Below are 25,635 nucleotides of genomic sequence, written 5' to 3' on the forward strand. Positions count from 1 at the left end.
AGAGCGGGCCGCCCAATGCGTGACCGAGGCGGGCGGCGATCGCGAGCGAACGGCCGTTCGCTTGCGGCCCGGCGAAGAAGCTCACGCGGCGATTGCGGCCTGATCGGCCTGCGCGGCGGCCTTGCGGGTCTTGCCCGCGCGCGACGGCGGCTGGCAAAGGCCGCACACATAGCCGTGATGCGGGTCGTGCGCGTGTGCGACGAAGTGCCCGCCGCAACGGGTGCACGGCGTCATCTGCAGCATCCCGGAATCGAAGAAGCGCACGAGCGTCCACGCGCGCGTGAGGCTCAGCGCCGCCTCGTCGTCGGACAGGCCGACGTGCTCGAGATACAGCCGGTATGCCTTGACGATCGACTGGATCGAATCGCAGCCGCCGTGCTCGCGCATGAAACGGTAGATGTTATAGAACAGCGACGAATGGATGTTCGGTTGCCACGTCATGAACCAGTCGGTCGAGAACGGCAGCATCCCCTTCGGCGGCGACACGCCCTTCAGCTCCTTGTAGAGCTTGATCAGGCGATCGCGCGACAGGTTCGTCTCGGCTTCGAGCAGTTGCAGCCGCGCGCCCAGCTCGATCAGCTCGATCGCCAGGGTGATCTCCTTGACCTCGACCACTACGCTCTTGGACGCCATTGCCGCTCTCCGCTATTTACTCGAACAAAACAATCAGATTTCCCGATTTCATTCATGAATCAATGCGCCCGGGCGTGGCGCACGGCTTTCCGCTCAGCGGAAGCTTTCGACCGGCTGACCAGCCATCAGGATCGCCGAGTGCGCGTGCGCGACGGCGGAGCTGCGGCCCTTGTCGGCGAGCGACGACAGGAGCGCGTGGTCATCGAAGCGGAAACGGCAGAGCATCTGGTTCGACGCGGCGAGCTTGACCGTCTGGGCAAGCGTCAGGTTCACGAGCACATCGGCGAGTTCCTCCGAAATCCCCATGCGGAACATGCCCATGGCCTTGTCCTCGCGCAGCAGTCGCTGGGCGAGGAGCAGGTAAGACAGGTTGACTTCGTTGATCTCGGCGAGCATTTCGCTGGTTGCGCTCATGATTCGATTCCCCCGTAAGAAATCCTTGGCCAATCGGTAATGCCAGTGAAAACGTTTGCTCGATCTACCCACCGGCAAGGGGGGCAATCGGCTTGTTTATATTCTTACGGGCATTTTGGCCAATCGGCGGGGGGGCCGCTATCAGTGAAGGGGAATGCGCTTTGCCGGATTTGTCTGTAAACCGTGTAGGAATTTTTCCGACAAAGGGCGGAAATGGCCCGCGGAAGCCCGTCCGGCCGAAAGCCCCGCCAATCAAGGCAGGGAAAACACCATCTTCAGCCGCGGCGGCGACTGGGCGACGGAATGCGCGCCATTGCGGCGCGTGGCTTTCCCACTGCTTTTCCGCCACATCCTAGTCATTCGGCCGGGCGTTTTCTAGGGTTTTTGCGTATTTCATCCTGTAACAAGGGTTAAGCGTTTGAAAAATCGCTCGATCCCGCGCAAGCGATCCCGATAATGAATCGAAACGCCCGGTCCGGCGACGCTCGCCGCGCACCGCCCCGTCTGCCCGCAGGCAGGCGCTCACCGCTTACCGGAGCGAAGCTCGCACCGCCCCACGGCGAGTTCCGCCCTCTTCGCAACGGAGAAACGCTCATGCGCATTGCCCAAATCGCCCCGCTCTACGAAGCCGTTCCGCCCAAACTCTACGGGGGCACCGAGCGGGTCGTGTCCTACCTGACCGAGGCGCTCGTCGAAATGGGGCACGACGTCACGCTGTTCGCGAGCGGGGATTCCGTTACTTCGGCGCGCCTGGAAGCCGCCTGGCCGCGTGCGCTGCGCCTCGATCCGTCGATTCGCGATGCGATGGCGCCCCATATGCGCCTGCTCGAGCAGGTCGCGCGCGTCGCGCACACGTTCGACATCCTGCACTTCCACCTCGACTACCTGCCGTTCCCGCTGCTGTCGCGCCTCGACGCGCCGTTCGTCACGACGCTGCACGGCCGCCTCGATCTGCCGGAGTTGCAGCCCGTATTCGACGCGTTCCCGAACGCGCCCGTCGTGTCGATCTCGGATTCGCAGCGCATGCCGCTGCCGCAGGCCGGCTGGGCGGGCACCGTCCACCACGGGCTGCCCGGCACGCTGCTCACGCCGCAAGCCGATCGCAAGCCCGAATATCTCGCGTTCCTCGGCCGCATCTGTCCGGAAAAGCGCGTCGACACCGCGATCCGGATCGCCGCGCAAAGCGGCCTGCCGCTCAAGATTGCGGCGAAGGTCGACAAGGTCGACGAGGATTATTTCAAGGCCGAGATCGAACCGCTCCTCGATTCCGCGCACGTCGAGTTCATCGGCGAGATCAACGAAGCGCAGAAGCCCGCGTTCCTGTCTGGCGCGAAGGCGCTGCTGTTCCCGATCGACTGGCCCGAGCCGTTCGGCCTCGTGATGATCGAGGCAATGGCGTGCGGCACGCCGGTCGTCGCGTTCAATCGCGGCTCCGTGCCGGAAGTCATCGACGACGGCCTGACGGGCTTCATCGTCGAGGACGTGCAAGGCGCCGTGGGCGCGCTGCACCGGATCGACGAATTGTCACGCGATGCAATCCGCGCGCAATTCGAGCAACGTTTCAGCTCGCATGCAATGGCGCGGCGCTATATCGACATCTATGAAACGCTTCGCGACGCGGCCAAGCAGCCGCAATGGCGACGCGTAGCGGCGGGTTAACCCTTTGGCCAGCGTCATTGGAGAAATGACGCGCCCATTACGCTTTGGATAGCAGAAAGCCGCATCGGGAAATGCGGCTTTCTTTTTGCCAAGCGCCGGAAATCAGCCGATCAAAAAGCGATCGCGGTTTTTGCCGACGATCCATTGCGGCGGTTTCCCGCGGCCGCTCCACGTACTGCCGGATTTCGGATCGCGGTACTTCGGGGGCAGCGGCCCCTTCTTCGGCGGACGGCCACGCCGCGCGCGCTCGGCAAATCCCAGGTCTTGCGCCGTGAGCCCATACTCGGCGATCTTGCCTTGCAGCTCGGCGACCACGGCCGCGATCTCCTGACGACGCACCTCTTCGGCCTGGGCCTGAAGCTCGACGATCTGCGCCTTGATTTTCGCGTATTGAGACATTTCAACTCCCTATATCATGATCCGCCTGGCATTTCCCAGCCTAGACACAAAGGTTCTATTGCGCAATCAGAATTGCTACGAAATCCACCAAAATTATTTCGTCTGATAAATTTTAAAACTCAATTGCAATACCCCCTGCAATGCGGCCTTATTCTAATAAAAACACCGATCGGCCAATCTCAATTTGACAATCGTTGACCCTTCGGAACCCGTAAGATTTCCTATAATCCAGTCGGCATTCGTGGATGCGTCCCTGCTTTTGCGGCGCAATCCGTTATCGATTTTCACGACCGGGAACCACTCCAATGAAATTACCTCAGCGTCTCGCGGCGGAAGTGTTCGGCACGTTCTGGCTCGTCCTCGGCGGCTGCGGCAGCGCCGTTCTGGCGGCCGCCTTTCCGGGCCTCGGCATTGGCTTTGCCGGTGTCGCATTGGCATTCGGCCTGACGGTCCTCACGATGGCGTTCGCCATCGGCCACGTCTCGGGGTGTCACCTGAATCCGGCCGTGAGCGTCGGCCTGACGGTGGCGGGACGCTTCCCGGCCCGCGATCTCGTGCCGTACATCGTCGCGCAGGTCATCGGCGCCACGCTCGGCGCGTTCGTGCTGTACCTGATCGCGACCGGCAAGCCGGGCTTCGACGTCGTCGGCAGCGGCTTCGCGACGAACGGCTATGACGCGCGCTCGCCCGGCCATTACTCGCTCGCGGCCGCGTTCATCTGCGAAGTCGTGATGACGGGCTTCTTCCTGTTCGTGATCCTCGGCTCGACCGACAAGCGCGCGCCGGCGGGCTTCGCGCCGATCGCGATCGGTCTGTGCCTCACGCTGATCCATCTGATTTCGATCCCGGTGACGAACACGTCGGTGAACCCGGCGCGCTCGACGGGCCCGGCGCTCTTCGTCGGCGGCGAGGCGATCGGCCAGCTGTGGCTGTTCTGGGTGGCGCCCATCATCGGCGCGGCGATCGCGGGCGTCGTGTACCCGCTCGTCGCGGGACGCGACGAAAGCTGATGACGGCACGGCCGGACTCGCGCCGGCCGCCCGCCCGTCGCCCACGGGGCGACACGACAGAGGAATATGAAAATCGCTGCGCGCCGGCCGACGGCGACGGGGCGAAAGCGAAAACGGGCGCCGCGGCGCCCGTTTTTCATTGCGGATGCGGCTGGCCGCGAGCGCGATCGGCGCGGCGCTCAGTGCGCGATCGAATCCTCGAGCGCGAACAGCGTGCGCAGATGTCGCGCAACCCCCGCTTCGAAATTATTGCCGATCCGCGGCACCTTCGGCAGGCGCACGACGAGATCGGGATTCGCATTGCGCATCATGAACGGATGTCCCGCCGTCTCGAGCAGATCGATATCGTTCATGTTGTCGCCGAACGCGACGCAGTGCGCGGGATCGACGCCGAGCCGCTCGAGCACGACACGTAGCGCACGCCCCTTCGATACGTTCGCCGTCATCACCTCGAGGCAGTCAGGCAGCGAATATGTGACGTACAGCGCGCCGCCGAACGTGCGCTCGAGGTTGGCGGACACGACGGCCAGGTCCTCGGGCTCGCCGATGTACAGCACCTTCGCGATGTCCGCGCCGTCGTGCGACAGCATGTCGATGACGTCGTAGCGAAATCCGGAATCCTGATGGAATGCGAGCAGATGCGGCGCGGCGCGATCGATCAGCCAGCCGTCGTTCGTGAACAGATTGACGATCACGCGGCCGTGCGCGCCGACGAGTTCGGGCCGCACCAGTTGCCGCACCGCGTCGGCGGGCACGTCCTGCGCGTGAATCCGCGTGTCGTCCGGCGAGTGCACGCGCGCGCCGTTCGACGTGATCAGGTAAGGGCGGATGCCGAGCACGTCGCGAATGCCGGCGACGTCCGCGTAGTGGCGCCCGGTCGCGATCACGAATGGCACGCCGCTTTCCGCGAGCCGCCGTACGGTGTCGATCGTATAAGGATCGAGCTGGTGGTCGCTGTTGAGCAAGGTTCCGTCGAGATCGGTGGCGATGACTTTATACATGGCGGTACATGGCGGACGTCGGAGGATGCGGGTGACGCGGCAGGACGCGGACATTCATTCTATCGTCGGACGAAGAATGCCGCTCGCGGATGCCCGCTCGCGCCCGTCGATCGCCCCGATCGGGCTCAGCGTGACGCCGTGAGCCCGAGCCGCGCTGCTTCCCGCTCGGCGAGCCGCAGCGCGCCGTGCGCGGAGTCGGCTTGCGGTGCGACGAGCCGCGCGCGATGCGGCTCGGGCACCGCGCTCGCGAGCGCCTCCGCCAGCCCGCCGCATAACGCGACGGGTAACGCCGCCGCCGGGTCGAGCGCGTCGATCATCCTGCCGATCTCGATGCCCGCCAACTCGATCCAGTGCTCGGCCGCCGGATGGTCGCGATGGGCGAGCGCGATCGGCGCGAGCCGCGCATACGCGGTTTGATTCGCTTCGCACGACCAAACGACGAGCGCATCGCGGTCGGACGCGCCCGTGTGCGCGACGAGCGCCCGGGCGAGCGCGTCGAACGGCGCGCGGCCGTCGAGCGCCTGCTGCGCGTACGACAGCGCGCGCAAGCCGAGCCATGCGCCGCTTGCCTCGTCGCCGGACGGAAAGCCGTATCCGCCCGCAATCCGGCAAGCGCCCGACGCATCGAGCGCGGCCGCGATGCTGCCCGTGCCGAGCGCGACGACCACGCCCGGTGCCCCGCCGTGCGCGCCGACGACGGTCGTATACGCATCGCTTTCGACCGCGAATGCCGCAAGCGGCGCGCGCGCGCGGAACGCGTTCAGCCACTCGCGATGGTTCACGCCGGCGAGCCCGCAGCCGAGCACGCAATGCCGCCAGTCGAACGCGACGCCGGCGTGCGCGCACGCGTCTGCGCTGGCGGCCTCGATCGAGCGCCACGCAGCCTCGATGCCGAGTGCGAGCCCCGACGGCCCCGCACTACCCTGCGCAAGCTCGCGCCCGTGCGCATCGGCGAGCACCGCGCGGGTGCCGGTGCCGCCGCCGTCGATGCCGATCAGAAAAATGTCGTTTCCCATCGCTTGCTTCTATTCGATTGATCCGTCGAAATGTCCTCGATGCCGAAGCTTAACCGCAACGGTTCGCCGCGCCCATCGGCCGAACGGCCAGGCTTGCGCGCCCTCGCCGATCCGTTATGCTGACGCGACCAGATCGACGGAACTTGCGAGATGCCGAAACAGGGACGCTGCAGTTGGGTAAAAACCGAAGCGGACGCTCACTATCACGATACCGAATGGGGCGTGCCGTCGCACGACGACCGGCATCTATTCGAGATGCTCGTGCTCGAAGGCGCGCAGGCCGGCCTGTCGTGGTCGACGATTTTGAACAAGCGCGCCGGCTACCGCGCGGCGTTTGCCGATTTCGACGTCGACAAGGTCGCCGGCTTCACGCCAAAGCGGATCGACGAGCTGGTGCTCGATGCGAGCATCGTGCGCAACCGCGCGAAGATCGAAGCGGCCGTCGCGAACGCGCGCGCGGTCCAGCAGATTCGCGCGGAACATGGCTCGCTTGCCGCGTTCCTGTGGTCATTCGTCGATCATGCGCCGCGGCAGAACGCATGGGCGTCATACCGCGAAGCGCCGGCGTCAACCGAGCGTTCGGACGCGCTCAGCAAGGCGCTCAAGCGCTATGGCTGCAAGTTCGTCGGCTCGACGATCTGCTATGCGCTAATGCAGGCGACGGGCATGGTCAACGATCACGAAAGAACCTGCCCGTGTCATGCGCGCTGCGCGGCGCTCGGCGAGAAGGCGGTCAAAAAGAGAAAGCCGGCGACGTGATCTGAAAGTCCTGCTCCGCCGCGGCGATCGGCGTCGCCGCGACGGGCGGCCGAATGCGAATGGCGGCGCTCGGCATGCGCGCGGCGGCAGGCATTCGCTTGGAGCGCCCCGTTACTATCTTCACGCCCCGATAATCGGGGCTTTGGCCAGCCAGGCCCGGCATGATTCTCGCCCCCAGTCGCAGTCATGATCCGGGGGGTGTTGTCACCGGGCCTGGTGGGTGGCTGGTGATCGCTGATAGGGGTTTGGCCGGGATATCCCGACGCCGTCCGTAACGTGGATGCCGAGACTTGCCACCGTTGTTGCAGGCCAATCCGTTCACTCTGCACAAACTGCGATGCAAGACACACAACAACGTGATGCCGTCGATGTCTTCGTCGGCGTCGATGTCGGTAAAGGCCAGCATCACGCCGTCGCACTCGATCGGAACGGCAAGCGTCTGTACAACAAGGCGCTACCCAACGACGAGGCCAAGCTGCGCGCCCTCATCGCCGAACTCAAGACTCACGGTCGACTCCTGTTCGTCGTCGACCAACCTTCCACCATCGGCGCGCTGCCGGTGGCCGTAGCCCGTGCTGAAGGCGTACTCGTCGCCTATCTGCCGGGACTGGCCATGCGCCGCATCGCCGATCTGCATGCAGGTGAAGCCAAGACCGATGCCCGCGATGCCGCGATCATTGCCGAAGCCGCCCGCTCGATGCCACATACGCTGCGCTCACTTCGATTGGCTGACGAGCAACTCGCCGAGCTCACCATGCTGTGCGGCTTCGACGATGATCTCGCCGCCCAGGTCACTCAAACCAGCAACCGCATTCGCGGCCTGCTTACTCAAATCCATCCGGCGCTCGAGCGCGTTCTCGGACCCCGCCTCGACCATCCGGCAGTGCTCGATCTGCTTGAGCGCTACCCGTCGCCCGCCGCGCTTGCCTCAACCAGCGAGAAGACGCTTGCTAACCGCCTGACCAAGCTCGCGCCCCGCATGGGCAAAAGCTTGGCGGCCGAGATCGTTCAGGCTCTGAGCGAACAAGCCGTGATCGTGCCCGGCACGCAAGCTGCCACCATCGTCATGCCTCGTTTGGCCCAGCAGCTTGCGGCCTTGCGTAAGCAGCGCGACGAGGTCGCGGCCGAAGTTGAGCAACTGGTGCTTGCTCACCCTCTTTGGCCGGTCCTGACCAGCATGCCGGGAGTCGGCGTCAGGACCGCCGCCAGACTCCTGACCGAAGTCGCCCATAAGGCCTTCGCTTCGGCTGCACACTTGGCGGCCTACGCTGGCCTTGCCCCGGTCACCCGGCGCTCAGGCTCGTCTATCCGAGGCGAACATCCATCCAGACGCGGCAACAAGGTGCTAAAGCGCGCCTTGTTCCTATCCGCCTTCGCTGCCTTACGAGACCCAGTCTCACGGGCCTATTACTCCCGCAAGATCCAGCAAGGCAAGCGCCACAACCAAGCCCTCATCGCACTGGCACGGCGACGCTGCGACGTCCTGTTCGCCATGCTGCGTGACGGCACCATTTACCAACCCAAGTCAGCCCCTACCGCTTGACGAAACACATAGGGGCACCCCGCCCCAAGCGCCTTGCCGGTAGCGATCCAAACAAAACGGCGGCGCGGCTTCTTGCGAAGCGGCACCGCCGTCGAGGCGAAGCGAACGAAGCTTAGTGAAGCTTCTTCGGCAGCATCTGGCTGCGCAGGCGCTTGTGCAGGCGCTTCACCGCGGCCGCCTTCTTGCGCTTGCGCACGGCGGTCGGCTTTTCGTATGCCTGGCGCTCGCGCAGCTCGGCGATCAGGCCGTTCTTCTCGATGGCGCGGCGGAAGCGGCGAATCGCCACTTCGAACGGCTCGTTTTCTTTCAAAAGAATCGTCGTCATGTCGTTCCTAATTTGCTTGATACGGTCAAAAACGTAGCGGCCAAGCGCCACGCACCGGCCTTCCGGGCGTTTCCACGAACGGGCGAAACGAGCGGGTATGCGGCCTCGGAGGCCGGAAATGAGAGGCGGAATGCACCGCGAAACGCTCGGCAACCAGCACCAGGCGCCGCGTTTGACTGTCAGCAGACATGCCCTACGCGCAAACGTAAACGGCAAAGGCGTGACAGAAATCTCAATTCAGCCCGCCATCATAACAGGTAAACGTCGGCGCGACCAGTGGTTTACCGCTTTCCGATCGCAAACCCGCATCCGCGCCCATGCGCGGCCCGCCGGGGGCGGTTCGAGCCGCGCACGCGATTCGCGCACCTCCAACGTTTGCTCACCGAACGGCCGGCACAAAAAATTCGGGCCGAATCTCATCATCTCCCTCAAGTTTTTTTGGCGTGCGCCGAAATCCTGCACAAGGCGGCCGGCAAAGAACGAGTGCTTCCGCCCACGCCAATAGTGGCATTGATGGGCTATACGGCTCAATTAGGAGATTTTCATGCTCGGAATCAACAGCAACCTCAACTCGTTGGTCGCTCAACAGAACCTCAACGGCTCGCAAAGCGCCCTGTCGCAAGCGATCACCCGCCTGTCGTCGGGCAAGCGCATCAATAGCGCGGCGGATGACGCGGCCGGCCTCGCGATCGCGACCCGGATGCAAACGCAGATCAACGGCCTGAACCAGGGCGTGTCGAACGCGAACGACGGCGTGTCGATCCTGCAAACGGCATCGAGCGGCCTGACCTCGCTGACCAACAGCCTGCAGCGTATCCGCCAGCTCGCCGTGCAAGCCTCGAACGGCCCGCTGAGCGCAAGCGACGCATCGGCGCTGCAACAGGAAGTCGCGCAGCAGATCTCGGAAGTGAACCGTATCGCTTCGCAGACGAACTACAACGGCAAGAACATCCTCGACGGCTCGGCAGGCACGCTGAGCTTCCAGGTCGGCGCGAACGTCGGCCAGACGGTCACCGTCGACCTGTCGCAAAGCATGTCGGCCGCCAAGATCGGTGGCGGCCTGGTCCAAACGGGCCAGACGCTCGGCACGTTCAAGGTCGCAGTCGATTCGTCCGGCGCGGCCTGGACCGCGAGCAGCACGGGTCAGGAAACGACGCAGATCAACGTCCTGTCGGACGGCAAGGGCGGCTTCACGTTCACCGACCAGAACAATCAGACGCTGTCGTCGACGGCCGTCACCGCGCTGTTCGGCGCATCCACCGCCGGCTCGGGCACGGCCCTGACGGTGACGCTCAACTCGGCTGCCACCAGCTCGCTGAGCGCGGCGGATCAGGCGGCCGCAGCGGCAATGCAAACGCAGGTCAACGCGGTCAACCAGCCGCAGACGGTCTCGAACCTGAACATCAGCACGCAGACGGGCGCCTATCAGGCGATGGTGTCGATCGACAACGCGCTCGCGACGGTCAACAACCTGCAGGCAACGCTCGGCGCGGCGCAGAACCGCTTCACCGCGATCGCGACCACGCAGCAAGCCGGCTCGAACAACCTCGCGCAAGCGCAATCGCAAATCCAGAGCGCGGACTTCGCTCAGGAAACCGCGAACCTGTCGCGCGCGCAAGTGCTCCAGCAAGCCGGCATCTCGGTGCTCGCGCAAGCGAACTCGCTGCCGCAGCAAGTGCTGAAGCTCCTGCAATAACGTGTACCGAACGACGGGCCGCGCAGTCTGGCGGCCCGCCTTTGTGCGGCGGTGCAGCACCCTCGTGGCCGCCGCACGTTTTTGTTTTCTGATTCTTCCGAATTCCGCGATTTTCGCCCGCCATTTCAGGCAGCGAAGGGAGCTATCCGATGTCCACCGTCACCGGCACCACGACCACGACGCAGCAGCAAACCGACGCAGCGCTGCAGCAAGCCGCGCAATCGATCATCAGCGGCGCGACGGGCAACTCGTCGATGGACGTGAACTCGCTCGTGACCGCGCTCGTCAACGCGAAGACGGCCGGCCAGAGCGCGGCGCTGTCGACTTCGGTCGCGACCGACCAGACGACGCTTTCCGCGCTCGGCACGCTGAAGGCCGCGCTCACCGCGCTGCAGGCGGGGATCGGCTCGCTCGGCGACGGCACGCTGACCCAGAAATTCACCGCCACGGCGACGGGCACCGGACTCACCGCGACGACGGGCGCGGGTGCGGTGGCCGGCAGCTACTCGGTTGCCGTCACGCAGATCGCCACGTCGCAGACGCTGTCTTCCGGCGCATTCAATGCGACGCAGCAGCTCGGCACCGGCACGCTGACGCTGAGCGTCGGCGGCAAATCGACGTCGATCTCGATCGATTCGACGAACAACACGCTCTCCGGGATCGCCTCCGCGATCAACTCCGCGCCGAACAACCCCGGCGTGACGGCGACGATCGTCACGGGCACCGACGGTGCGCACCTCGTGCTGCGCTCGGCGACGACGGGCGCGGCCAACGTGATCAACGTCGGCGTGAGCAACCTGTCCGGCGACAACGGGCTGTCGAGCCTCGCCGTCACGTCGACGGCGAGCACGACGGGCGGCCAGTCGACGATCCAGTCGGGCGGCAGCATCGCGTGGACGCAAAGCACCTCCGCTCAGGACGCCGAATTCACGGTGGGCGGCATCGCCGCGTCGAGCGCGAGCAACGCCGTATCGGGCGCGATCGCCGGCGTCACGCTGAACCTCACGCAAGCCGCCGTCGGCACCACGCAGACGCTGAACGTGACCACCGACACGACCGCGCAGGCCACCGCGATCACGAACGTCGTCAACCTGTACAACACGGTCGTCACGACGATGTCGTCGCTGTCGTCGCTGTCGGGCGCGGGCACGAGTTCGCAAAGAGCGGGGCCGCTGCTCGGCGACTCGACGCTCAACATGATCCAGAATTCGCTCGCGCGAGTCGTCGGCGCGGGCGTGACGACGGGCGGCTCGACCGTATCGCTCGCTTCGATCGGCATCACGTTCGCGGACGGCGCGACCTCGACGCAGGCGGACGGCACGCTGACGATCGATACGACGAAGCTCAACGCGGCATTGCAAAACAGCCCGTCGACCGTCGCCGCCGTCTTCAATTCGACGAACGGCATCGGCGCGCAGCTCAACACCACGATCCAGAATTACGTGCAGACAGGCGGCGTTTTCGATACGCGCTCGAACGCACTGAACCAGGATCTGAAGAGCCTCGCGCAGCAGCAGACGCAACTCGCGTCGTACGCGTCGCAATTGACGTCGCAATACAACGCGCAGTTCACCGCGCTCAACACGCTGATGGCGCAGATGAACAGCAACTCGAACTACCTGACGCAACTGTTCGGCGGCAGCAACAGCTCGGGCGCGATGGCGAACAACAAGTAACGAATCGGATGCGATGGAGAAGCCTGAAATGGATCAGATGTCGTTGATCGAACACGTGCTGTCGATCACCCGCGAAATCGATCACGCAGTGCAGATGGCCGACTGGACCGAGGCCGCGCGCCTGACCGAAGAGCGCTCGCCATACCTGATGTCGATCTCGGCCGAGCAGACGCCCACGTCGCTCGCGCTCGTGCGCCAGATCCAGGCGATCGACACGGCGCTCCTTGCGAACGCGAAGGCGACGCAGGCCGAGCTGCAGGTCGAGTACCGCGCCGCGATGGACCGGCTGAGCAAGGCGGGCGCATATCAGGCCGCCGCGCAGTTCTGAGCGCAGGGATTTCCCCCCACACAACAATAAATCACGCGCTTCGGCGTGTGCTCGTTCACCTCCCGCCCGCCGCAAGGCGGGTATTTTTTGGTGCGCGTGCGTACCAGATCCGTCCGTGAGCGATCGTTCCCCGCTGCGGATCGCGCCGAACGGCTCTCACTCAAGCCGATGAGCCCGTACGCGCTCGATAGCGACGCGTCAGCATGCCCGGATCTTCGGCTGACGCGCGCGCTCTATCCGCGGCGCCTCGCCCAATCGCACTTCAATAACGTGGAAATTCGTCGGCCGGCGCCGGATGGTCAGTTGGCCGTTTGAATGAGCAAGGTCGCCTGCCCCGTGTTATCGCCACAAGCGTCGTCGCTGACATATGCGATGTATGTCGACGTATTCCCGGGGACGTCGACAACCGTCGGCTGAGTGATGGTGGTGCCCCATCGGTTATTTCCATATCCGCCTTGCAGCATCACGGAATTGATCAGACAGCCGCCGGTCAACACGCCGGCGGAGCAGCTCATGTTGTTCGAACTGATCGAAACCACATATCGCCCTGGCGCCAGCGGGAATGTTGCCGGAGTGCCGCCGGAGACATTGCCGGTGTTCGAAAGACAATTGCGTTTCGCATCGACGACAACGGTGCTCGCCGCCTCACATACGAACGGAATGACAGCCGCAAGCACGCCTGCGGCAATTTTTGCACGCATGGATCGATTTCTCTTATGAAATGCTTCAATTGAAATAAAATGGGCTCATGGCCCGTGAGCTCGATCGGAAAAGACGAATACAGCCTCCGCCTTCGCAATACGTCAGAAGCATTTCATGCGTATAATTCCATGGCCGCCAGAAAATCTCGCAGTCTCATGATGAGATTTCTCTGTCGTTCGCGATAACGATTATTTCAGACAATATCCGCGATCGAAAGAAAAAACTGACGCGCGCATGTTTGCGGCGAGGCATTCGACACGCACTCTGTCCGCCGATCGCCCGACATTGTTCAGTGATGCGGGTTGCTTGGAATATCGCCCTGCGCGTTGAAAAACCCGTAACGAATGGAATTGGCGTAACCATTGAGCGTGAAGGTCTTGCAATGCTCCCGATCCGCCATGGCGGAACAGGAAACGAAAATCGTCGTCACCGGCCATCAGCTTCCTTCGGCCATGCATATGCCCTCGCGGTTATTTTCCGCATTGAATCGAATCGGAAAATCGTGCGCGAAATTCATGTTGCATCAGGCATAGCGACAATAAACGTGGAAAATTGAAGCGCGCCCCCGAAGCCGTATCTACCATTGATATAGAGCATCAATCGTTGAAGAAGAACCGCTTGACAAGCCATCCGCCGCCATGGATCACTAAGGACTTTCGCCCCGCGTGATCGCGCACGGAGACCATCATGTCCGTCGAAACCTGGCTCGCCTTCGCCGGCGCGAGCATCGCGCTCCTGATGATTCCCGGCCCCACGATCCTGCTCGTGATCGGCGATTCGCTCGCGAACCGCAATCGCTCGTCGTGGAGCACCGTCGCCGGCGTCGCGGCGGGCGACACCACCGCGATGACGATCTCGCTCGCCGGCGCGGGCGCGCTGCTCGCGATGTCGGCGGCCGCGTTCACCGCGCTCAAGCTCGTCGGCGGCGGCTATCTCGTCTATCTCGGCATTCGTTCGATTCTGCACGCTCGCCGCGCCGGCACGATGGAAGTGAGCGTCGAGCGCCGCTCGGCGAAGCGGCGCTTCCTGTCCGCGTGGGCCGTCACCGCGCTGAACCCGAAGAGCATCGTGTTCTTCGTCGCGTTCGTTCCGCAGTTCATCTCGCCGCACGAGACGTTCGCGCGACAATGCGCGATCCTGCTGCCGACCTTCGTCTGTCTTGCGACGATCAACGCGGCCTGCTACGCGCGCGTCGCGCGCTTCGCCGCCGCGCGGCTGACGGGCGCCGCCGCGCAGCGCCGCTTCGGGTACGGCGGGGGCGCCGCGCTGATCGGCGCGGGCGCGCTGACGCTCGGGATGTCGAGAAGCTGAGGCCGAGGCGCTTCGCGCGGCGGGCCGCTCGAATCCGCGCAGCGAGATGCGCGGCGCGCCGCGTATTCGCGGGGGACGCGGGCGGGCCGCGTGCCGCCCCGGACGCCAGCGCCCCGCCGGCCTCCTTCCCGCTCTTCTCGGTCGCCGCGCGAACCGGCGCGAACGCGCGGCGTTCGTGCGCGATGCGGCCCGCGCCGTCGTTGCCGGCGCGTCGGCACGCCCGTCAACGAAACGTGCGGTTCACGGCCGGATTTCGGCCGAGCCTCAGCCGAGGTCGAGCGCCGCTGTGAGATCGCCCGGCGGCTGTGCGCCGCGCGCCGCGAACGCGCGCTCGCGCGCGAGCACGCCGTCGAGCGGCGCGAGCCCATGCACACGCGAGATGAAGCGCAGGATCGAGTTCGTGTCGTACAGCGTGTGATCGACATAGCCCTTCTTCGCGAACGGCGAGATCACCATCGCCGGAATCCGCGACCCCGGCCCCCAGCGGTCGCCCTTCGGCGGCGACACCGGGTCCCACCAGCCGCCGTTCTCGTCGACCGTCAGGATCACGACGGTGTGCGCCCACTGCGGGCCGCGCATGATGCGGTCGATCACCGTCGCGATGTGCCGATCGCCCGATTCGACGTCCGCATAGCCCGCATGCATGTTCAGGTTGCCCTGCGGCTTGTAGAACGTGACGGCCGGCAAACGCCCCGCGTCAATGTCGGCGATCAGATGGTTCGTCGACGGATCGTCCCCGAGGCCCGCGTCGCGCAAATGGCGGCGCCGTGCTTCGGTGCCCGGCGCGTAGTTCGCGAAGTAGTTGAACGGCTGATGGTGGTACTGGAAGTCCGGCACCGAGCCCGTGTCGCGATGTTCGAGCGCGTACTGCCACGCACCGCCGTACCACGCCCAGTCGATGCCCTTTTCCGACAGGCGATCGCCGATCGTCGCGTAGTGCTGCGGCGGCAGCACGCGCGGGTTCGACGGGTCCGCATACGCCGGGTTGCCGTCGACGGGCGGGCGCACGCTGCTCGGCTGATACGGCGGCGCCATCGTGTTCACCGCGTAGCCGTCCGGCGTGAAGAGGCCGTCGTTCTCGAATTTCGGCGGGCCGTCGAGCGCCGATGCGGGCGAATCCGCGGCGAGCTTCAGCCGCGTGCCGGCCGGGTCGTCGCCTTCGACGACGGAGACGAGATGCTTCGCCGGGCTCTTGTGCACGTCCGGATAGAGCGGCGCCTGCGCGGAAATCAGGAAGATGTGGTTCAGCCACGAGCCGCCGAACGCGGCCATGAAGAAGTTGTCGCAGAGCGTGTACTGGCGCGCGAGATTCCACAGCCGCAGCGTCTCGGCCGAATTGCGGTAATGCCCCATCACGAGGCCGCCCGAATCGGCCCATGCGGCGAACTGGTCGTTGCGACCGCCGTTGATCTGCATCTGGTTCTGATAGAAGCGATGCCACAGGTCGCGCGTGATCACGCCGTTCGGCAGCGGCTTGCCTTGCGCATCGGGAATCACGAACGGCGCGTTCGGCAGCCCCGCGATGTCGCGCTCGCCGATCATGTAGCGCTTGCCGTCGACGACCTGCGCCTGCGGCACGAGGCCGCCCCAGATCTTCGGCAGCGTCGCGAGCGGCGTCTTGCCGTCGCGGTCGAACTGCACATAGCGCTCGGGCGATACCGCGCCGAGCGGCTGCTGCACGCCGGGGAAATCGCCGAACAGGTTCGCGAAGCTGCGGTTTTCCGCGTAGATCACGACGATGTTGCGCACTTCGCGGCGCAGCGCGGCGTCGAGCCGCAGCTCGTCGGCCGAGCGGGGCGCGGCGGGCGCGGCCGTCTCGCAGCCGGCGAGCGCGACGCTCGCGCCGAGCGCGGCGATGCCGCCGAGCACGCGGCGGCGGTCGGGATCCTCGGGAAGGTCGGTCGACGGGGGATGCTTGTCAGTCACTTCTGCTCCTCGATCTTCTGGTTGGTTGTACGGTCCGCCGCGAGGCGGCGCTCGAACCGGTGACGCGCGCACCGCCGGCTTCGCATGGCGGCGGCCGCGGTCGGACGCGTTTCGCGCAGGGGCGACGACGCGATGCGGCCGGACGGCGCGATACCCGCCGCCGTCGCGCCTCGCGAAGACAGACGGGCCGCAACGTTCTCGTCCGCTCGGCCGTATCGGCGCAACCGCACACTGTCACGAAAACGTCACAATCGCGACTATAGCGTGCCGTCCGCGCGAAACCTTGCCTGATCGGTGCATGAACAGAAAAAAACCCGAACATTGACGCGCGAAATCGTGCGCGGAAAAAGCATGTCATCGGCGTCGCGATCGCGCCGCGGCACGTCGCGACGCGCGTCGAATCCCGCGCTTGGCCCCGCCCGCGATCGGACGCACGCACCGCCGATGCGCTATCGCCAGCAAGCGCGGCGCGAACCGGCGCGGCCGCGTCAAGGAAAAACGGCCCGGCCACCCCGGGCCGAGCCGTTTGTCGTCGAGCGCGCGAAGCCTTCGCTCAATCGGTCCCGTACTTCGGCGAATGCGGGCCGTACAGCAGGCCGTTCGGCTGGCCGGCCGACAGCATCCGGCCGCTCGCGAGCCCCGCCACGCCGACCGCATCGTCGCTCAACGTGTGCGCGATCTGCTTGACGGCCGCCTGCGCGAGCGTCGCGATCAACCCGAAGCCGCTGAAATCCACGCTGGCGCCGAGCTCCTTGCCGGTCGCGCGCCCGCTGCCCTGCCACAGCAGATCGCCCGTGCGCAGATCGACGAGCTTCGCGGACGCCGATACGACCGTCGTGCTATCGAGCACCGTGTAGACGGAGCCGTACTGCGTGACCGTCGTGTACAGCGCCGCGTCCGCGCCGAAGATGTCGCGCAGCTTCGCGGGCGACACGGTCTGGATGTCGGCCGCGTTAGTCAGGCCGTTCTGCTTGAACGTCTCTTCCATCACGGCGACGGGCACGACGTAGTAGCCCGCCTCGGCGACGGGCCGCGTCATCTGCGACAACAGGCCGTACGTCGCCTTCACGTCCGACGTGTCGTTCTGCGGCGGCAGCAGCAGGATCGCGCGCGGCTGGCTCTTCTTGAACGCCGTGTAATCGACGTGCTTCGCGGGCCCGGCGCATGCGGCGAGGAGCGCCAGCACGGACGCGGCCGACAGGAGTCTTGCGGAAATGAACTTGAACATGGCGGCCCTTATTGTTGTTGTGCTTGCGTTTGAGTTTGCGCCGTCGGTTGTGCCGGCGCTTGCGGCTTCGCTTGCGTCGCCGCGGATTTCTTCTTCAGCAGGAAATCCATGAACGGCGACGACTCGGGAAACGACGCCTTCTCGGCCTGGAACGCCTGTTCGGCCTGCTGTTCCTTGCCGACGCTCGCGTACAGCATGCCGAGATGCGCCTCGAAGCCGGGCGGCGGGCGATTGCCCTTCGCGCGGATCTGCTGCAGCGCCTTCTCGAGCGCGTCGATCTGGTCCTCGGGGCTCGTTTGCCCCTTGAAGTATTCGTAGACTTGCGGCTGATAGCCGTCCCATTGATAGAGCGGCTTCGGCTGGTTCGCCGCGCAGCCCGCCAGCAGCACGCCCGCTGCCGCGACCGGCAGCAGGATTCCCGTCTTGAAGGTCTTCTTCATTGTTGTCGTTGTCGGTGGAAACGATGGATGAACGAATTCGTCCGCGCGTTGCGGCGCGCTCACTTGCCCGACGCGAGCGCGCCCGCGTCGACCTGCTCGACGAGGTGATTGACCGCGTCCTGGATCGCGAGGTCGAGCACCTTGCCGTTGAGCGTCGAGTCGTAGCCGGCCGTGCCGCCGAAGCCGATGATCTCGCGGTTCGACAGGCTGTATTCACCCGCGCCCTGGCTCGACAGCACGACTTCGGACGTCGTCGTGTCGACGATGTTCAGGTTCACCTTCGCATACGCGATCTGGCTCTTGCCGCGGCCGAGAATGCCGAACAATTGCTGATCGCCGACTTCCTTGCGGCCGAACTCGGTGACGTCGCCCGTCACGACATAGTTCGCGCCCTTCACCGCCTGCGCCTTCTTCATGAACGCGGCTTCCTGCTTGATCTCGTCGAGGTTCTCGCGATCGAGCACGTTGAAGCGGCGGCTCTGCTGGAGCTGCGTGACGAGGATCGTCTTCGCCTGGCCGCCCAGGCGGTCGATGCCGTCGGTGAAGATGCCGCGCATGTAGCTCGAGCGGTTGTCGAACTTGCCGACCGCGATGCCGATCGGCTTGCCCGCGAACGGCTTCTGCGCGCTCGCCGATGCCGGCACGGGGAGCGTGCGCGACGCCTCGGTCGCGCAACCGCTCAATGCGACGATGGCCGATGCCGCGAGGCACGCCAGAACTGTCTTCGAAGTTTTCAAACGATGGACCCTCCTTGGAGATCGCTAAACATGCCGTGTCGGCGGCGTCGCGCCGAACGGGCGGCTCGGGCCGTCGCGCTGCGCGTGTGCGAATCGACGAATCGCGCTCGCGCGATTCCGGATTCGCCGCGCGCGGCGGCGCCCGTGAAGGCGCGCGCGACGAGCGCGCACGCCGGCCGGCGTCGCATCGCGCAGGCAGCACGCGATGCGACGCCGTACGTCAGATGAGGAATCGAATGGGAGGCGCGAGCGGCAAGAATTCGCGCACGGCGGCGACACTTCTCCGCGCGATCGGCCGACCGCATGCCGAGCGGTTCGCCCGCGGCGCCGCGACGTGCGCGTGCGCATTGCGGCAAGGCGGTTCGTTCGCCGCGCATGCCGCCGGCTCGACCGCGTTCGCCGCTCCCCGATGCCTGAACGAAGTCAGGTGCAAAGTCTTCTTATATGCCGCCACTAAGCTCTCACAACACGCAATTATTGTCGTAGTACGCAACGATAACGGCAACCATACACACACGACAACAAAAAAGTGCCGAATGTCGAGCGACCGCAACAGCGCGCGCCTATCGCGCATTTCGCCAATGCGCTTCGATCCGTAGATTTCGCGATGTCGACTGCATCGACGCGTACGGCACGCATGCGGACCGCACGAATTCGCCGATCGGCGAACGCCGCGCCCCGCGACGGCAACAGCGCCACCCGCCCGCTCGATTGATTTCGACACACGTACGGGATAAGGTGGCGCGACAATTCCGTCACCCTGCACTCACAAGCAGCAATCGCTGCCGATTACCGCAGACTGCTTCGGCATGCGCATTGATTGCGCGCTTACCCGAACTCCGTAAACCGATTCACTACCAAGCGACCTTATCGACATGCCTTTCGTCACTATCGATGGCCAACCCCTGCACTATCAGATCAGGGGCTCCGGCGCGCCCGTGCTGTTCGGGCACAGCTACCTGTGGGATTCGTCGATGTGGGAGCCGCAGCTCGAAGCGCTCTCGAAGTCGTATCGCGTGATCGCGCCGGACCTGTGGGGGCACGGCCAATCCGGCCCGCTGCCCGACGGCACGAACGATCTCGACGATCTGGCGATGCAGATGTGCGTGCTCCTCGATCATCTCGGCATCGACACCTGCTCGATCGTCGGGCTGTCGGTGGGCGGCATGTGGGCGGTGCCGCTCGCGCACCGCGCGCCGCAGCGGATCGACCGTCTCGTGCTGATGGACACCTATGTCGGCATCGAGCCCGACGCGACACGCAACAAGTATTTCCAGATGCTCGCGGCCATCGACGCGCAAGGCGCGATCCCCGCGCCGCTGCTCGACGCGATCGTGCCGATCTTCTTCCGCCCCGGCATCGATCTCGCGAGCGAGCTGCCTGCGGGCTTCCGGCGCGCGCTGCAGGCGTTCACGACCGAGAGGCTGCGCGACTCGGTGATTCCGCTCGGCAAGATCACGTTTGGCCGCGAAGACGCACGCGCGAAACTCAGCGCGCTGCCGGCCCAGCGCACGCTCGTGATGTGCGGCGCGAACGACGTCGCGCGGCCCCCCGAGGAAGCCGACGAAATCGCAACGCTGATCGGCTGCGAAAAGGTGTTCGTGCCGAACGCCGGGCACATTTCGAATCTCGAGAACCCGGCGTTCGTGACGCAGGCGTTGATCGATTGGCTCGGACGCGGCAGCAACTGAACCGCGAACGCCGCCACGTCGAAAGGGCCGCTGCGCGCGCGGCGCTTTGCGCTTTCGGAACGCCGATCGGAACAGCTTACCTATCGCGACAGACAAGAGCCCGCGTCACGCGCGGGCTCTTGTCGCGATCTTGCATTACGCGTTCGGAACGCACTCCCTCAGCATCGGACTACCGATGAGCCGGCCCTCGCCCTCGCAAACCCATTTCACCTTTTGCCCTTTGTCGAGCGACGCGGCGACCGCCTCGTTTCCCGACGCGAGATAGGCGTGAACGGGCATGAACTCGTTACTCGTACGCAACTGGATGACGATGTTGTCGAATGCGTCCTTGTCGATGCTTTGCACGGTTCCGCTGACGAGCAAGGATTTTCCCTTGTATTGCTGATCGGCCGCGACCTCGTTCTTTTCATATGCGGCGAAGAGTTGCGAGGCCGTGACGCTCAACGCCGGCTCGCTCACATTGCCGCGTGTGAAGCGGTGAATGGGGGACGCACGACGACGGGCCGGGGAGCCCTATGCACCGCACGGCGGCTGGAGAGCTCCCGGCCGCATGCGGCATGCCGAACCTGATGACGCCGGGCGACGCGCCGGCGCCGGCGAAAAATGCGTCGCGCACCGCCCCGCGCAATCGGATCACGCAACCTTGAACTGCCCAACCGCCTCGGCGAGCTCAACCGCCTGAGTCTGCAGCGCCGAAGCGGCCGCGGCCGACTGCTCGACGAGCGCCGCGTTCTGCTGAACCATCTCGTCGAGCTGCGCGACCGCGCGATTCACTTCCTGGATGCCGCGCGTCTGCTCGTCGGCGGCGTTGGAGATCTCGCGCATGATCGTCGTCACGTTCGAAACCGTGCCGACGATGTCGTCCATCGTCTGCCCCGCCTGCTGGACGAGCGTGGCGCCCGTCGACACGCTCGTCACGCTCGAGTCGATCAGCGCCTTGATCTCCTTGGCCGCCTGCGCGCTGCGCTGCGCGAGCGAGCGCACCTCGCCCGCGACCACCGCGAAGCCGCGCCCCTCCTCGCCCGCGCGCGCCGCCTCGACGGCCGCGTTCAGCGCGAGGATGTTGGTCTGGAACGCGATGCCGTCGATCACGCCGATGATGTCGGCGATCTTGCCGGACGCGCCTTCGATCTCGTGCATCGTCGACACGACGTCGGACACGACCGTGCCGCCGCGGGACGCGACGCTCGCCGCGTTCGTCGCGATGTCGTTGGCCTGGCGCGCGGCGCCCGCCGACTGCGTGACCGTCGACGTGATCTCCTCGATCGACGCGGCCGTCTGCTGCAGGCTCGCCGCCGCCGATTCCGTGCGGCGCGACAGATCATGATTGCCGGACGCGATCTCGCCCGCCGCATGCCGCACCGATTCGCTCGCGTCGCGGATCACGCGCATCACCTCCTGCAGCTTGCTGACGAACGCATTGAACGAGCGCGCGATCTGCGCCACTTCGTCGCGGCCGCTATCGGGCAGGCGCTGCGTCAGATCGCCCGTGCCCGAGCCGATCGACTCCATTGCGTCGCGAATGCGCGCGAGCCCCCGGAACGCAACGCCCGTGATCGCGCTGACGATCAGCGCGGCGGCGGCGACGAGCGCGACGAGCGTGCCGATCGAGACGAGCAGCAGCGAATGCATGCCGGCCATCGCATCGGACTTGTCGAGCGCGACGACGGTGAGCCAGTCGGTGCCCGGCACGGCGCGCGCGCGCATGAGCTTCGCCGCGCCCGCGACGTGCGCGTCGATCGGCGCGGCGTTCTCGTCGGCCGACGACGCGGCGAGCGCGTCGATGTTCAGATCGTCGGAAAGATCGGTGACGGGCTTGAGCGTGAGCTTCGGATCGGCGTGCGCGACGATGTGGCCGCTGCGGTCGACGAGCATCCCGAAACTGCCGGGCGTCGGATGGATCGCCTTGACGTTCGCGATCACGCTGTCCATCGCGACGTCGCCGGAAACGACGCCCTTCAGCACGCCGTCGCGCACGATCGGCGCGGCGAACGCGACGACGAGCTTGCCCGTGCCGACGTCGACGTAAGGCGGCGTGACGACCGGCTTGCCCGCCTGCACGGCCTGCTTGTACCACGGGCGGACGGTCGGATCGTAGTCGGGCGGGATGCCGGTGGGGTCAGAGAATTTCGAGGTCTTGTCCGCGTAGCCGACATAGACGTTCGTGAATCCGCCGGCGGCGGCGATCTGCTTGAGCGCGGGAATCGGATCGGGCGAGATCGCGGCGTCTTCGACCGACACGATCATCTGCGTCTTCGACGCGACCCAGTCGGCGATGCCGGTTTCGTGGCCGGTCAGCACCGCGCTGAGGTTCTGGCTGATGGACTCGCGGTTATAGCGGTTGGCGACGAAATAGTTGAGCGCCGTGTTGATGACGAGCGAGCCGATGACGATGGCAAGGCACGCGACGAGAATGCGGGACCGGATCGAGGAGAGCATGGGGAGCGACGTAGGTGTGGAGCGAACCTCTTGGTTTACGGCTGCGAGCGCGTGCGACTTAACCCGACGAACGCGATGCGTGAGGGGTTTTCGGTCTAGGGTTTACGCGAAATGCACTCGAGCGCGACATGCCGGCGCATCGGGCGGCCGCCCCGCACGCCGGCCTCAGGGGCGCGCTCGTTCACCTCGGCCGCGCCTCGCGCGAGGTGTTCGATCGCCCGGCGACCTGGCCCCACCAGCGCGCCGACAGGGCCGCCGCAATTGGCCAAATTGGCTGTCCTTTTGGCGTCACCTCGCAGCTTCGACGGCCGGGAACGCCGCCCATAATGGCTCGGACTGATTCGTCTCGACCATCATGATGCCCCTGTCCGAACCGATTGCCACCAACACACTCACGCCCGAACAGCAGTTCGAGCAGGATATCGCGCTGATCATGCAAAGCGCGCTCGAACGTCACCACAAGGGCGAGCACGACGATGCGCAAGCGCTGTACGAGGCCATCATCGGCGCGAAGGCCGATCATGCCGACGCGAACTACAATCTCGCGGTGCTGAAAGCGCAGACCCGGCGAGCGCAGGAAGCGCTGCCGCACTTCGAGATCGCGCTCGGCGCAAATCCGAACAACGGCCAATATTGGGTCAGCTACATCAACGCGCTGCACCAGAGCGGGCTCACGCCGGCCGCGTGGGTCGCGGTGGAGCTCGCGCAGCAGCGCGGCGTCCGAGGCCCGGCGCTGGACGGCCTGATCGCGCAGATGGCCACGCCGCATATCACGCTGGCGACCGCCGCCGCCGCGCCCGGGCCGGCAGGCACGATCAACCTCATTGCGGGCGACGCGGCGCCGAACGCCACGGTTGTCTCCAGCACGGCGCCCGCTGACGCGCGCAAGGCCGACCAGTCGAGACTCGCGAAGCACGCCGCGCTGTTCAACAAGGGGCTGCTCGACAAGGCGATCGCGTGCGCGCGCGAGCTGGTCGAGGCCTTTCCTTACGACGGCGCATGCTGGCGCGCGCTGGCGGTATCGCTGTACCGGGCGCGCCAGCTCGACGACACGATCGCGTCGGCATCCCGCGCGCTCGAGCTCCTGCCCGACGATTTGGTGACGCGCATACTGCTCGTCGACGTGCTGCGAATCACGAAGCGCCTGCCCGAAGCCGAGACCCAATCCCGCCGGCTCATCGAAATGAAGCCGGACAACGCCGAGGCCCACCGGATGCTCGGCCTCGTGCTGCACGCGCAGCGCCGCTATGAGGAAGCGGTCGCCGCTTGCCGCCGCGCGGTCGAGCTGGCGCCGAACGCGGCGCCAGCCAACGGCACGCTCGGCGTCGTCCTGCTCGAACAAGGCAATGTGCACGAGGCGATCGGCCGCTTGCGTCGCGCAGTCGAGATCGATCCGACCGATAGCGTCACGCACAGCGCCATGCTGTTCGCACTGGTCCACGACGACGCGGTCGATCCCGCGCAACTCCTCGAAGAGCATCGAGTGTTCGGCCGGCGGCACGAAGCGCGTGTGACGGTGAAACCGCATGCGAATTCGCGCGATCCGGCGCGCCAGCTCAAGGTCGGCATCATCTCGGGCGACCTGTTGGCGCATGCGGTCGCGGCGTACCTGCAGCCCGTCATCGACCATCTGGCCGACGACCCGACCCTGTCGCTGCACATCTACTACAACTATCTGGTCGAGGATCAGATCACCGCGCAGCTGCGCGAGAAGGTGCCGGCGTGGGACAACGTGACGAACGTCAGCGACGCCGACCTGATCGAGAAGATCCGCCGTGACCGGATCGACATCATGATCGACTTGTCCGGCCATACGGGCCGCAACCGCCTCGTCGCGCTCGCGCACAAGCCCGCGCCGATCCAGGCGTCGTGGATCGGCTACCCGGCCACGACCGGGCTCAAGGCGATCGACTACTACCTGAGCGACAGCGTCATCACGCCGCCGGGCGAAATGGATGACCACTTCATCGAGAAGATCGTGCGAATGCCGGCGCTCGCGCCGTACCTGCCGCCGCCGCACTGCCCGCCCGTCAACGGCTTGCCGGCGCTGCGCAACGGCTACGTCACATACGGCAGCTTCAACCGCCTCAACAAGCTTAGACAGAACGTGATCGCGCTGTGGTCGCAAGTGTTGCTCGCGACGCCGAGCGCGAGGATGGTCATCGGCTCGATCGAACAGGAAGGAGATCGCGAGACGATCATCGAATGGTTCGTCTCCGAAGGCATCGATGCGCACCGCCTGACGTTCCAGCCGCGCGCGGCCATGCCGGTGTATCTGCAGCAGCATCATCACGTCGACGTCTGCCTGGACGCCTTCCCGTACGCCGGTTCGACGACGACGCTCAACGCGCTGTGGATGGGCGTGCCGACCGTCACGCTGTCCGGCAAGTCGATCCCGAGCCGCGGTTCGGCAAGCTGGCTGAGCCACGTCGGCCTGGCGGAGTACATCGCGCACGACCAGAAATCCTTCGTGCGCACGAGCATCGCCGCCGCGCAAGATCTCGACGCGCTGAACCGGCTGCGGCTCGGCATGCGCGAACGCTGCCTCGCCTCCGCGCCGTTCCAGCCGAACACCGTCGCGCGGGGCCTGTCGGCGGCGCTGCGGATGATGTGGAAGCGCTGGTGCGAAGGCCTCTCGCCGGCCGCCTTCGAGGTCGAACTCGACCGGCCCTCGGCCGACACCACCGCATCGCCCGTCTGAT

25 protein-coding genes are annotated in these 25,635 nt (G+C 65.6%); 12 read left to right on the plus strand and 13 right to left on the minus strand.

The window, feature by feature from the left end:
* Nucleotides 1-81: 81 nt before the first annotated feature.
* Both flhC and flhD read right to left on the minus strand, forming a co-directional pair.
* A complete protein-coding gene (flhC, locus tag BTH_RS28415) occupies nucleotides 82-633 on the minus strand; it encodes a flagellar transcriptional regulator FlhC (protein ID WP_009906585.1) in 552 nt (183 codons plus the stop codon).
* A gap of 93 nt (nucleotides 634-726) precedes the next feature.
* Complete coding sequence (gene flhD / locus BTH_RS28420) at nucleotides 727-1,047, minus strand: flagellar transcriptional regulator FlhD (protein ID WP_009906586.1); 321 nt, start codon at nucleotides 1,045-1,047, stop codon at nucleotides 727-729.
* Between the two features lie 594 nt (nucleotides 1,048-1,641).
* On the opposite strand from flhD, the gene BTH_RS28425 reads away from it, so the two are divergent.
* Nucleotides 1,642-2,706, plus strand: coding sequence for a glycosyltransferase family 4 protein (locus tag BTH_RS28425; RefSeq protein ID WP_009910119.1), 1,065 nt, complete (start codon nucleotides 1,642-1,644; stop codon nucleotides 2,704-2,706).
* A gap of 102 nt (nucleotides 2,707-2,808) precedes the next feature.
* On the opposite strand, the gene BTH_RS28430 is transcribed toward BTH_RS28425, so the two are convergent.
* Nucleotides 2,809-3,105, minus strand: a complete 297-nt coding sequence (locus BTH_RS28430) for an H-NS histone family protein (RefSeq protein WP_009906591.1) — start codon at nucleotides 3,103-3,105, stop codon at nucleotides 2,809-2,811.
* A 305-nt stretch (nucleotides 3,106-3,410) separates the two neighbouring features.
* Between BTH_RS28430 and aqpZ the strand changes: the two genes are divergently transcribed.
* Nucleotides 3,411-4,115, plus strand: coding sequence for an aquaporin Z (gene aqpZ / locus BTH_RS28435; RefSeq protein WP_009910121.1), 705 nt, complete (start codon nucleotides 3,411-3,413; stop codon nucleotides 4,113-4,115).
* A gap of 179 nt (nucleotides 4,116-4,294) precedes the next feature.
* On the opposite strand, the gene BTH_RS28440 is transcribed toward aqpZ, so the two are convergent.
* The gene (locus BTH_RS28440; protein WP_009910122.1) at nucleotides 4,295-5,116 is read right to left on the minus strand and encodes a Cof-type HAD-IIB family hydrolase; all 822 of its coding nucleotides are present in this window, start codon (nucleotides 5,114-5,116) and stop codon (nucleotides 4,295-4,297) included.
* 125 nt (nucleotides 5,117-5,241) lie between these two features.
* Nucleotides 5,242-6,132: a BadF/BadG/BcrA/BcrD ATPase family protein gene (locus BTH_RS28445; protein ID WP_009910123.1), complete on the minus strand. Its 891-nt coding sequence runs from the start codon at nucleotides 6,130-6,132 to the stop codon at nucleotides 5,242-5,244.
* Between the two features lie 150 nt (nucleotides 6,133-6,282).
* Between BTH_RS28445 and BTH_RS28450 the strand changes: the two genes are divergently transcribed.
* Nucleotides 6,283-6,891, plus strand: coding sequence for a DNA-3-methyladenine glycosylase I (locus BTH_RS28450; RefSeq protein WP_009906597.1), 609 nt, complete (start codon nucleotides 6,283-6,285; stop codon nucleotides 6,889-6,891).
* A 337-nt stretch (nucleotides 6,892-7,228) separates the two neighbouring features.
* Nucleotides 7,229-8,434, plus strand: a complete 1,206-nt coding sequence (locus BTH_RS28455; protein ID WP_009892020.1) for an IS110-like element ISBma3 family transposase — start codon at nucleotides 7,229-7,231, stop codon at nucleotides 8,432-8,434.
* Nucleotides 8,435-8,546: 112 nt separating this feature from the next.
* On the opposite strand, the gene rpsU is transcribed toward BTH_RS28455, so the two are convergent.
* Nucleotides 8,547-8,759: a 30S ribosomal protein S21 gene (rpsU, locus tag BTH_RS28460; RefSeq protein ID WP_004198205.1), complete on the minus strand. Its 213-nt coding sequence runs from the start codon at nucleotides 8,757-8,759 to the stop codon at nucleotides 8,547-8,549.
* A gap of 544 nt (nucleotides 8,760-9,303) precedes the next feature.
* On the opposite strand from rpsU, the gene BTH_RS28465 reads away from it, so the two are divergent.
* From BTH_RS28465 to BTH_RS28475, 3 genes are all read left to right on the plus strand, one after another.
* Nucleotides 9,304-10,455 carry a flagellin gene (locus tag BTH_RS28465; protein WP_009906598.1) on the plus strand — a complete coding sequence of 384 codons (1,152 nt, stop codon included), beginning with the start codon at nucleotides 9,304-9,306 and terminating at the stop codon, nucleotides 10,453-10,455.
* Between the two features lie 149 nt (nucleotides 10,456-10,604).
* The gene (fliD, locus tag BTH_RS28470; protein ID WP_011402610.1) at nucleotides 10,605-12,131 is read left to right on the plus strand and encodes a flagellar filament capping protein FliD; all 1,527 of its coding nucleotides are present in this window, start codon (nucleotides 10,605-10,607) and stop codon (nucleotides 12,129-12,131) included.
* Nucleotides 12,132-12,144: 13 nt separating this feature from the next.
* The gene (locus tag BTH_RS28475) at nucleotides 12,145-12,459 is read left to right on the plus strand and encodes a flagellar protein FliT (protein ID WP_011402611.1); all 315 of its coding nucleotides are present in this window, start codon (nucleotides 12,145-12,147) and stop codon (nucleotides 12,457-12,459) included.
* A 299-nt stretch (nucleotides 12,460-12,758) separates the two neighbouring features.
* Here the strand turns inward: BTH_RS28475 and BTH_RS28480 are convergent, their stop codons facing one another.
* Entirely contained in the window at nucleotides 12,759-13,160 is a 402-nt protein-coding gene (locus BTH_RS28480; protein ID WP_011402612.1) for a membrane protein, read from the minus strand.
* A gap of 296 nt (nucleotides 13,161-13,456) precedes the next feature.
* On the opposite strand from BTH_RS28480, the gene BTH_RS34130 reads away from it, so the two are divergent.
* On the plus strand, nucleotides 13,457-13,717 hold the full coding sequence (locus tag BTH_RS34130) for a hypothetical protein (RefSeq protein WP_127462279.1): 261 nt from the start codon (nucleotides 13,457-13,459) through the stop codon (nucleotides 13,715-13,717).
* Nucleotides 13,718-13,848: 131 nt separating this feature from the next.
* Nucleotides 13,849-14,472, plus strand: a complete 624-nt coding sequence (locus BTH_RS28485) for a LysE family translocator (protein WP_009910132.1) — start codon at nucleotides 13,849-13,851, stop codon at nucleotides 14,470-14,472.
* Between the two features lie 264 nt (nucleotides 14,473-14,736).
* Here BTH_RS28485 and BTH_RS28490 read toward each other — a convergent pair whose 3' ends face one another.
* The 4 genes from BTH_RS28490 to BTH_RS28510 form a co-directional block, all read right to left on the minus strand.
* Nucleotides 14,737-16,398, minus strand: coding sequence for an acid phosphatase (locus tag BTH_RS28490; RefSeq protein ID WP_009910134.1), 1,662 nt, complete (start codon nucleotides 16,396-16,398; stop codon nucleotides 14,737-14,739).
* Nucleotides 16,399-16,951: 553 nt separating this feature from the next.
* Nucleotides 16,952-17,626, minus strand: coding sequence for a DUF799 domain-containing protein (locus BTH_RS28500; protein WP_009910137.1), 675 nt, complete (start codon nucleotides 17,624-17,626; stop codon nucleotides 16,952-16,954).
* 8 nt (nucleotides 17,627-17,634) lie between these two features.
* Nucleotides 17,635-18,066: a DUF4810 domain-containing protein gene (locus tag BTH_RS28505; protein WP_009910138.1), complete on the minus strand. Its 432-nt coding sequence runs from the start codon at nucleotides 18,064-18,066 to the stop codon at nucleotides 17,635-17,637.
* A gap of 59 nt (nucleotides 18,067-18,125) precedes the next feature.
* Entirely contained in the window at nucleotides 18,126-18,803 is a 678-nt protein-coding gene (locus BTH_RS28510) for a CsgG/HfaB family protein (protein ID WP_009906608.1), read from the minus strand.
* Nucleotides 18,804-18,817: 14 nt separating this feature from the next.
* Between BTH_RS28510 and BTH_RS34725 the strand changes: the two genes are divergently transcribed.
* Entirely contained in the window at nucleotides 18,818-19,402 is a 585-nt protein-coding gene (locus BTH_RS34725) for a hypothetical protein (RefSeq protein WP_155275554.1), read from the plus strand.
* 276 nt (nucleotides 19,403-19,678) lie between these two features.
* A complete protein-coding gene (locus tag BTH_RS28525; RefSeq protein WP_009910140.1) occupies nucleotides 19,679-20,494 on the plus strand; it encodes an alpha/beta fold hydrolase in 816 nt (271 codons plus the stop codon).
* 135 nt (nucleotides 20,495-20,629) lie between these two features.
* Here the strand turns inward: BTH_RS28525 and BTH_RS28530 are convergent, their stop codons facing one another.
* Both BTH_RS28530 and BTH_RS28535 read right to left on the minus strand, forming a co-directional pair.
* Complete coding sequence (locus BTH_RS28530) at nucleotides 20,630-20,953, minus strand: OB-fold protein (protein ID WP_009910141.1); 324 nt, start codon at nucleotides 20,951-20,953, stop codon at nucleotides 20,630-20,632.
* A 174-nt stretch (nucleotides 20,954-21,127) separates the two neighbouring features.
* A complete protein-coding gene (locus BTH_RS28535; protein ID WP_011402617.1) occupies nucleotides 21,128-22,933 on the minus strand; it encodes a methyl-accepting chemotaxis protein in 1,806 nt (601 codons plus the stop codon).
* A gap of 355 nt (nucleotides 22,934-23,288) precedes the next feature.
* Here BTH_RS28535 and BTH_RS28540 point away from each other — a divergent pair, with 355 nt between their 5' ends.
* Entirely contained in the window at nucleotides 23,289-25,634 is a 2,346-nt protein-coding gene (locus BTH_RS28540) for a tetratricopeptide repeat protein (protein WP_011402618.1), read from the plus strand.
* Nucleotide 25,635 lies beyond the last annotated feature (1 nt).

This window comes from Burkholderia thailandensis E264 (assembly GCF_000012365.1).
GTDB lineage: Bacteria > Pseudomonadota > Gammaproteobacteria > Burkholderiales > Burkholderiaceae > Burkholderia > Burkholderia thailandensis.

Bases quoted from the DNA above. Each gene is read 5' to 3' on its own strand.
- flhC (WP_009906585.1), bottom strand. From the start codon at position 633: ATGGCGTCCAAGAGCGTAGTGGTCGAGGTCAAGGAGATCACCCTGGCG.
- flhD (WP_009906586.1), bottom strand. From the start codon at position 1,047: ATGAGCGCAACCAGCGAAATGCTCGCCGAGATCAACGAAGTCAACCTG.
- BTH_RS28425 (WP_009910119.1), top strand. From the start codon at position 1,642: ATGCGCATTGCCCAAATCGCCCCGCTCTACGAAGCCGTTCCGCCCAAA.
- BTH_RS28430 (WP_009906591.1), bottom strand. From the start codon at position 3,105: ATGTCTCAATACGCGAAAATCAAGGCGCAGATCGTCGAGCTTCAGGCC.
- aqpZ (WP_009910121.1), top strand. From the start codon at position 3,411: ATGAAATTACCTCAGCGTCTCGCGGCGGAAGTGTTCGGCACGTTCTGG.
- BTH_RS28440 (WP_009910122.1), bottom strand. From the start codon at position 5,116: ATGTATAAAGTCATCGCCACCGATCTCGACGGAACCTTGCTCAACAGC.
- BTH_RS28445 (WP_009910123.1), bottom strand. From the start codon at position 6,132: ATGGGAAACGACATTTTTCTGATCGGCATCGACGGCGGCGGCACCGGC.
- BTH_RS28450 (WP_009906597.1), top strand. From the start codon at position 6,283: ATGCCGAAACAGGGACGCTGCAGTTGGGTAAAAACCGAAGCGGACGCT.
- BTH_RS28455 (WP_009892020.1), top strand. From the start codon at position 7,229: ATGCAAGACACACAACAACGTGATGCCGTCGATGTCTTCGTCGGCGTC.
- rpsU (WP_004198205.1), bottom strand. From the start codon at position 8,759: ATGACGACGATTCTTTTGAAAGAAAACGAGCCGTTCGAAGTGGCGATT.
- BTH_RS28465 (WP_009906598.1), top strand. From the start codon at position 9,304: ATGCTCGGAATCAACAGCAACCTCAACTCGTTGGTCGCTCAACAGAAC.
- fliD (WP_011402610.1), top strand. From the start codon at position 10,605: ATGTCCACCGTCACCGGCACCACGACCACGACGCAGCAGCAAACCGAC.
- BTH_RS28475 (WP_011402611.1), top strand. From the start codon at position 12,145: ATGGAGAAGCCTGAAATGGATCAGATGTCGTTGATCGAACACGTGCTG.
- BTH_RS28480 (WP_011402612.1), bottom strand. From the start codon at position 13,160: ATGCGTGCAAAAATTGCCGCAGGCGTGCTTGCGGCTGTCATTCCGTTC.
- BTH_RS34130 (WP_127462279.1), top strand. From the start codon at position 13,457: ATGCGGGTTGCTTGGAATATCGCCCTGCGCGTTGAAAAACCCGTAACG.
- BTH_RS28485 (WP_009910132.1), top strand. From the start codon at position 13,849: ATGTCCGTCGAAACCTGGCTCGCCTTCGCCGGCGCGAGCATCGCGCTC.
- BTH_RS28500 (WP_009910137.1), bottom strand. From the start codon at position 17,626: ATGTTCAAGTTCATTTCCGCAAGACTCCTGTCGGCCGCGTCCGTGCTG.
- BTH_RS28505 (WP_009910138.1), bottom strand. From the start codon at position 18,066: ATGAAGAAGACCTTCAAGACGGGAATCCTGCTGCCGGTCGCGGCAGCG.
- BTH_RS28525 (WP_009910140.1), top strand. From the start codon at position 19,679: ATGCCTTTCGTCACTATCGATGGCCAACCCCTGCACTATCAGATCAGG.
- BTH_RS28535 (WP_011402617.1), bottom strand. From the start codon at position 22,933: ATGCTCTCCTCGATCCGGTCCCGCATTCTCGTCGCGTGCCTTGCCATC.
- BTH_RS28540 (WP_011402618.1), top strand. From the start codon at position 23,289: ATGATGCCCCTGTCCGAACCGATTGCCACCAACACACTCACGCCCGAA.